Source organism: Pseudomonas sp. S44, assembly GCF_016624805.1.
Classification (GTDB): Bacteria; Pseudomonadota; Gammaproteobacteria; order Pseudomonadales; family Pseudomonadaceae; genus Aquipseudomonas; species Aquipseudomonas machongensis.
In genome coordinates this window covers 206434-212433 of record NZ_JACVTY010000004.1, presented here as the reverse complement: position 1 = coordinate 212433, position 6000 = coordinate 206434, and the positions used below count along the sequence as shown (strand labels likewise).

Sequence of the window (6000 nt, the reverse complement as noted above, 5' to 3'; positions counted from 1 at the left end):
GGATGGGAATAAAGAATGCGTAAAGTTTGGTTTCTGGATCATCAATACCGGCCTCTTCGCGGGCAAGCCCGCTCCTGCAGGGATTCGGCTGGTCTTTAAATTTTGAGCAAGACAGAATCTCCTACAGCAGATCGCGGTGCCTGTAGGAGCGGGCTTGCCCGCGAAGAGAACGCTGCAGTCAGCGCTGAACCTGCCCCGAATGCCGGCTCCAGTCCAGCAGCAGGCTGTAGCCGACGGCAAGCAGGGTCGGCCCGATGAACAGGCCGATGAAGCCAAATGCGATCAACCCGCCAAACACGCCAAGCAGCACGATCACCAGCGGCAGGTTGCCGCCTCGGCTGATCAGATACGGCTTGAGCACGTTATCCACGCCGCTGATGATGAAGGTGCCCCATATCCCGAGGAACACCGCCATCCCATACTCGCCCTTCCACACCAGCCAGCCGGTGGCAGGAATCCAGGCCAGTGGCGGCCCCATCGGGATCAGGCTGAGCATGAAGGTCACCAGGCCCAGCACGATTGCCCCGGGCACGCCGGCGATCATGAAGCCGATCAACGCCAGCAGCCCTTGCGCTGCGGCGGTACCGATCACACCGTTGACCACGCGCTGTACGGTACCGGCCACCAGGTCGATGTAGTACTCGGCGCGCTCGCCCACCAGGCGCTGCAGCAAGCGTTGCACGAACGCGGCCAGGCGTGGGCCGTCGCGGTAGAAGAAGAACACGAAGACGATACTGAGCGTAAGCTCCAGCACGCCGCTGCCGATCTGGGCGCTACGCGCCAGGAACCAATTGCCGACCTGGCCGAGGTACGGTTTGGCCGAGGCAATCAGCGCCGCACCCTGCTGGTCGAGGGACTCCCACCAGTTGACCAGGCGCTCGCCGATGAAGGGAATGCCACGCACCCACTCCGGCGCATCCGGCAAACCCTCCAACTGCACGTCACGCACGAAGTTGGTGGCATCACGCACATGGTCGGCCAAGTTGAAGCCCAGCCACACCAGCGGCAACGCGACCACCAGGATCCACACCGTCGTGAGGATGCTGGCCGCGAGGGTTTCGCGCCCACCCAGCAGGCGCGTCAACAAGCGCATCAGCGGCCAACTGGCGAAGGCCAGGATCGCCCCCCAGAGTAGCGCCGAGATGAACGGCGCCATGACCCACAAGGCGGCGCCCAACAGCGCCAGCAACAGAATCTGGACCAGCAGACGGTCATTGTTGGCCATGATGGCCCTCGTTCAACGAATCAGTTCCAGATGCAGGCCCTCGGTAGGCGCCGTACCCACTTCGAGACGGGCACTGCGTACACCGGCCTTGACCAGTTGCTCGCGCCAGGCTTCGGCCGCCTGGCCGCTGAGGCTGGCACGCAGGGTGCTGTCCAGGTTCAGGCTGCGGGCCAGCAGCGAAACCCACGCAGGCTGTGGTGCGCTCAGGTCAGGGTAGTCGAGCTTGCCGGTATCGCGCATCTCACGCAGCACCGTGGCGGGTGTCGGCAGCACTTCGCCCAGCGGGCTGTCAGCGACGAATTCCTCGACATGCAGGTAGGCGCGGCGATTGCCGCGAGTGACGCTGTACAGGGCGACCAGCGTATCGGCCTCTTCGGCCGAGCGGCGCAAAAGAATGAAGGCCTGCTGCTCGTCGCCACCATTGAGACGGGCGTTGTTGAACACATCGTTGGCCCAGATGCTGGCCTCGCCGCAGTCACGGCCCTGGCACCAGAACAGCGGATAGCCACCGTCGCGCTGCAGCTCCTCACGTGCGCTGGTAAAGGCCTCGCGGGCAGTACGCTCCACCGGCAGTTCGTAGGTGACCGAGCTGACCTGGCCACGGCTCTCGACCTTGCCCTCGACGCGCAGGCGACCGCTGATCTTGCGTACCGGGCCCATGGGGTAGACCCTCTCCCCCTCCACGACCGGACGCTGGTCGACCACCTTGGCATCGGCCGGCACCGGCAGGCTCCCGGCCCACAGCAGCGGACTGGCGAGTGTGAGGCAGGCGGCGATGGCACTGCGAACGAGGAACGGCGCGCTCATCGGCCGTCCTTGCGGCGTCGGGCGCCGTGGCGAAGATCGTGAATGTCTGGCATGTATGGTTGTCTCCCTGTTCAACCCGCCAAGCCTCGACACTTGTCCAGTGCAAGTCAAGCAAAGCCAAAGAAGCGATTGAAACAGTCTGCGACAAGGGCCGCGCCCTGCGCATCGTTCAGGTGCAGATGATGACCACCGGGCAAGGCCACCTGCTCGAAGGGTAGCTGCTCCAGCAGAGTTGTGTGGCGCGCCAGCATGCCGTCCTCAGCGATCACCAGGCAGGTCGGGCAGCTCACCCGGCGCACAAAGGCCATGGCCTGCGCCTCGTTCAGGCGCACTGGCGACGGCAAGGTCAGGCGACTGTCGCTACGCCAACTGTAACCGCCAGGCACCGGCATGAGCCCACGCTGGGCGAGCAGCTCGGCGGCTTCGCGGCTGACTGCGACCATGCCCTTCATCCGCGCCTGCACGCCCTCTTCCAGGCGCGGGTACACCGACTTGCGCTTGCCATCCAGGCGCAGTTGCGCCTGCAGTGCCATACCCAGGCGCTCGGCGGCATCCTGCTCGGCGACCGTAGGCGGGATGACGCCATCGATCAACGCCAGATGGCTGATCCGTTCAGGCAGTGCGCCCGCCAGTTGCACCGAGATGATCGCCCCCAGCGAATGCCCGAGCAGGCCAAAGCGCTCCCAGCCCAGTTGCTCGGCTACCCGCAGCACGTCATGGGCATAATCGGCCAGGTTGTAGCTCGCCCCGGCTGGACGATGCTGTGAATAGCCGTGCCCGGCCAGGTCGAGCGCGACAATGCGCAGGCCTTTCAGGCGCGGGGCCAGATGGGCGAAGCTGTTGGCGTTGTCGAGCCAGCCGTGCAGAGCGATCACCGGCAGGCCGTCGGCAGGACCGAACAGGTGTGCGGCCAGTTCGATATGCCCCAGGCTCAGGCGAATCTCCTCGACCTGCGCGCTCATACCTGGCTCCAGCGATCGAACAGGCCCTTGATCAGGCTGGCAGTATCGGTGGGCCGCTCCAGTGGAAACATGTGCCCGCCCGGAACACTGTGATATTCCCCCCGCGGCATCGCACGCACCGCCAGGGCGTGGTGCTTGCGGATCACCCGGCTGCGATCGCCACGCACCATGGCCAGTGGCACCTGCAGTTGACGCGCAGGGGCCGGGCTGACATGGGGAATGCTGCGGTAGATGCGCATCTCGGTGCTGGGGTCGAAGCGCAGACGCACGCCCTCCTCCACCGTTTGCAACCCGTGCTCGAGATAGGCTTCGAGGCAATCGGGATCGAACTGGCGGAACAGCGTCTTGCTGGCGAAATAACTGCGTGCGCTGTCGCGATCAGGAAACGCCTCGCGCCGTCCTTCGGTTCGCCCGGCTGGCGTGATGCGGTCGATGAAACCGAAGCGCTTGGCGGTGCGGATCAGCCACTGGTCAGCGCGGGTCAGCACCGGCGAATCGAGCATCACCACACCGCGGTAGAGCTCGGGTCGGCGCAGGGCGGCGTGCAGGTGCAGCACACCACCGAGGGAATGACCGACACCCCAGACCGGCGCCGGCTGCTGCGCCAGATGGTGCAGCAGCTCATCGACCAGGTTCTGCCAGTTGTCATCCACTGGAAAGCGCGGGTCGTGGGCATGCTGCTCCAGGTGACAGACCTGGTAGTCCGGGGCCAGGGCCGCGAACAGCTTGCCGTAGGTGGCTGAAGGGAAACCGTTGGCATGGGCGAAGAAGATCTGCTGCGACATGACCGCCTGGTCCGACTGGAGAGTGATAGCCCATTGTCAGCAACCTGCCGGTTGGCGGCAACGTTCTGAAAGGTCATCGGCAAGGGCTATCAGGTCACGTCGCGCTATCGAGGCGACGCAAAGCCCCGTTGCGCCAAAGCGATACCTAGTATTTCTATCAGTTTCACCCGTTTCTTGCCTGGTTCACACTGAGCCATAAACCCCCGGAAACCTGAGGAGTTGGCGATGTCAACCGCTGAGGGCAAGCAGCAACTGCATACACAAAACCCGGTCTCGCGGCCTCTAACTTTCAAGGTCACACGCAGCGCCGAGACAGACTACCCCAAACCTTCCGTACTGCAGGCAACGGGTGACAGGCTCGATCCCATCGACGCGCTCAACGGCGCTACCGTAAGGGCACAGTATCCGACCATGCTACCCAGTGACATTCTGGCGGCGGACTGGGCCGGGAATACTGCTGCAGACAGTTGGCAGAGCGACCAACAACCCGGAAGTCTATTTGGGTATGTCGATTTCCAGGCGCCTGTCAGCGTGGTGGCTGCCAGCCAGGGCAAGACGGTCACCCTGCGCTACGCAGTAGTACGCAGTGGCCAGGCCGCGAAATTATCCTTGCCACTGCTGCTGGCGGTAGGAACCCTGGCGCAAGCCCATTTGCCTGCGCCTGTGATCCCCCAGGCCAACGCAACCACCAAGGTACTCGACCTCAACAACTTCACCGGTGATGCACAGGTCAAGGTTGAACCATGGCCATTGATCGCGGTGGGTCAACGAGTATGGGTCCGCTTGGACGGGACCCTCGAAAATGGCTCGACCCATACCTTTTACCTGGCCCGAGGCGCAGAGGTCACCGCGGACCAGGTAGCCGCAGGACTGGACCTGATCTTGCAACGCAGCGAACTGGAGGCGCTCAAGCATGGCTCCAGCCTCACGGCAACGGTGTCGGTAACATTCGACGCCAGCAACAACGAGGGACAGGCCCGAGTTTTCCCGGACGTGCTCTACACGCTCGAGAAGATCATCGCGGTCAGGCCCACCATCGTTTCCGTGAAAGACAACAACGGATTAGAGGTGCCGCACGGCAGCTCGACGACCTCGCCGAACCTGGTATTGAGCGGTCAGGCATCAGCCAACCAGCAGGTCGAAGTGCTCGACGGCGCCAGCGTGATAAGCCCCGAGCCTGTCGCAGCGAACGGCAGTTGGACAAGCACACTGACAAGCTTGGGCGTGAAGACCTATGACTTCAAAGTCCGGGGCCTCTACGCAGGCAATCCTGAGTCTGATGTATGGACCGTACACAGGATCCAGGAGCTGGTCCTTGCAAGACCGGTCATTCCCCTGGCACCAGGCGATGTACTACCACCTCAAGCCGTCCCCTCCACCGGCCTGCCCGTCCTGGTCGAAGTCTACGGTGGCATGGCCATCGGTGATGTGGTGTCGGTGACTTTTGCGGGAATCGCTGGCGCCCCGCAGACTGTTGGCAGCGTAAGTCGGCTCACGTTTTCTGTTCCCAAGGCTCAGGTAGACGCCAATGCGGGCAGAACGGTGGCTGTGCAGTACCTGGTCACTCGAGTCTCTGGAGGGGCGGCGGTCCCCTCGCCTGCCGTGAACCTGCGGATCAACGTGGTGACTCCGCCCCTGACTATCGACACGTCGCCCGCGACGCTCAATGGCAGTATCCACCGCAACGCCAACCCAGTGACCAACCCACCCCCCAATGCATTCGTGCAGCGCACCGCCTCCGGCGGGAAACCACCGTATACCTACTCAACGAGCAACGGCAACGTGGTCGAAGTCAATGCTTCCACGGGGCTAGCGGTGTCTTATGGCAGCGGGACGGCGGAGGTGATCGTAACCGATACCGCCGGTGCCCGTGCCAGCTATCCGGTGACCGTATCCAATGTCAGGCGGGTTGAAGGCCTGGGCTCGTTCAATGTGTGGTATTGGTGCCGAGATCTGGCCGCGCAGAGAGGTGGAACATTACCTACGCTTGCAGAATGGGATGCGATGCGCGCTTGCTACAACAACAACCCAGGCATCAATGATCGGGCGTGGAGTGCGGACTCGGCGGGAACAGGCAGACGCTATGCGATAGACGTTGCCAACGGCAACAGGGTGTCCTTGCGTGCAACGAATATCGGTGGAGATACAGCTGTGGGTTGGGGAATATTCAGTCGCTGAGGCGCACTGGATCCATACTACGTACACAGAAGGCCGAATGCAT

5 protein-coding genes are annotated in these 6000 nt (G+C 63.2%); 1 reads left to right on the top strand and 4 read right to left on the bottom strand.

The genetic code is table 11. From position 1 onward, the window contains the following. Nucleotides 1–178 precede the first annotated feature (178 nt). From IAE40_RS06045 to IAE40_RS06030, 4 genes are all read right to left on the bottom strand, one after another. On the bottom strand, nt 179–1225 hold the full coding sequence (locus IAE40_RS06045) for an AI-2E family transporter (protein ID WP_200602834.1): 1047 nt from the start codon (nt 1223–1225) through the stop codon (nt 179–181). Between the two features lie 12 nt (nt 1226–1237). Continuing rightward, entirely contained in the window at nt 1238–2032 is a 795-nt protein-coding gene (locus tag IAE40_RS06040) for a DUF4892 domain-containing protein (protein WP_153774953.1), read from the bottom strand. Between the two features lie 107 nt (nt 2033–2139). Continuing rightward, complete coding sequence (locus tag IAE40_RS06035) at nt 2140–2994, bottom strand: alpha/beta hydrolase (protein ID WP_200602833.1); 855 nt, start codon at nt 2992–2994, stop codon at nt 2140–2142. After that, entirely contained in the window at nt 2991–3779 is a 789-nt protein-coding gene (locus IAE40_RS06030) for an alpha/beta fold hydrolase (protein WP_153774955.1), read from the bottom strand. The genes IAE40_RS06035 and IAE40_RS06030 overlap by 4 nt, the downstream gene beginning before the upstream one ends. 225 nt (nt 3780–4004) lie before the next feature. Here IAE40_RS06030 and IAE40_RS06025 point away from each other — a divergent pair, with 225 nt between their 5' ends. Next, nucleotides 4005–5957, top strand: coding sequence for a hypothetical protein (locus IAE40_RS06025; RefSeq protein ID WP_200602832.1), 1953 nt, complete (start codon nt 4005–4007; stop codon nt 5955–5957). Nucleotides 5958–6000 lie beyond the last annotated feature (43 nt).

Bases quoted from the DNA above. Each gene is read 5' to 3' on its own strand.
- IAE40_RS06035 (WP_200602833.1), bottom strand. From the start codon at position 2,994: ATGAGCGCGCAGGTCGAGGAGATTCGCCTGAGCCTGGGGCATATCGAA.
- IAE40_RS06040 (WP_153774953.1), bottom strand. From the start codon at position 2,032: ATGAGCGCGCCGTTCCTCGTTCGCAGTGCCATCGCCGCCTGCCTCACA.
- IAE40_RS06030 (WP_153774955.1), bottom strand. From the start codon at position 3,779: ATGTCGCAGCAGATCTTCTTCGCCCATGCCAACGGTTTCCCTTCAGCC.
- IAE40_RS06025 (WP_200602832.1), top strand. From the start codon at position 4,005: ATGTCAACCGCTGAGGGCAAGCAGCAACTGCATACACAAAACCCGGTC.
- IAE40_RS06045 (WP_200602834.1), bottom strand. From the start codon at position 1,225: ATGGCCAACAATGACCGTCTGCTGGTCCAGATTCTGTTGCTGGCGCTG.